Source organism: Elstera litoralis (assembly GCF_000963705.1).
GTDB classification, from domain to species: domain Bacteria; phylum Pseudomonadota; class Alphaproteobacteria; order Elsterales; family Elsteraceae; genus Elstera; species Elstera litoralis.
In genome coordinates, this window is record NZ_LAJY01000670.1 from 1 (window position 1) to 1048 (window position 1048).

General features: G+C 61.0%; 1 protein-coding gene. It reads left to right on the plus strand.

What is annotated here, in order from left to right; genetic code table 11:
• Nucleotides 1–908, plus strand: a 908-nt coding sequence (pstA, locus tag VZ95_RS18835) for a phosphate ABC transporter permease PstA (RefSeq protein WP_045777230.1), incomplete at its 5' end; no start/stop codon positions are given.
• Between the last annotated feature and the right edge of the window lie 140 nt (nt 909–1048).

A 1048-nucleotide genomic window follows, 5' to 3' on the forward strand; every position in this document is an offset into this window, starting at 1 on the left:
TGATGGCAAACCCCGCCATCATCGGGCAGCAGATTACCGTCCGCATTCCGGTGGCTTCCGACTATGATATGTACGCCAAGGGCTTTGCGGGAAAGACGCCGAAAGGCGGCGAATCGCGCCTGAGCCCGCAGCAAATCGCTTGGTTTGAAACGCTGAAAGCCGATGGTAAGATTCACCGCAGCTTCAATGTCTGGTTCCTGAGCAGCGGCGATAGCCGTCAGCCCGAACTGGCGGGGGTCGGCGGTGCGATTATCGGCTCGTTGCTGACCTTGGGGATTACGCTCGCGATTGCCTTCCCGCTCGGCGTGATGGCGGCGGTCTATCTCGAAGAGTTCGCCCCGAAGAACCGCTGGACCGATTTGATCGAAGTGAACATCAACAATCTCGCGGCGGTGCCGTCGATTGTCTTCGGTCTCCTGGGGCTGGCGGTGTTCTTGAACGTCTTCGGGCTACCGCGCTCCGCCCCGGTGGTCGGCGGTGTGGTGCTGGCGTTGATGAGCCTGCCGATTATCATCATCGCCTCCCGTGCCTCCCTGCGGGCGGTGCCCCCCTCGATCCGTCAGGCCGCGCTCGGCCTCGGCGCGAGCCGGGTACAAGTGGTGACGCATCACGTCTTGCCGCTGGCGATGCCCGGCATCCTGACCGGCACGATCCTGTCGATGGCACACGCGCTCGGTGAAACCGCGCCGCTGCTGATGATCGGCATGGTTGCCTTCATCGTGGACATTCCGACCGGGGCCACTCAGGCCGCGACGGTGCTGCCGGTGCAGATTTACCTGTGGGCCGATAGTCCGGAGCGGGGCTTTGTCGAAAAAACCTCCGCCGCAATCATGGTTCTCCTGGCCTTCCTGCTGGCGATGAACGCGATTGCGATTATTCTGCGCAAGAAATTCGAACGGAAGTGGTAATCCCCATGCTGGCGACCGAAACTAAAACCTCTGCCGCCGCCCAAGCCGGGCACGGTAAGCGCGTGAAGATGAAGGCCTCCGAGGTCGAAGTCTATTACAGCGAAAAGCGTGCACTGAATAAAATCAATCTCGATGTGGGT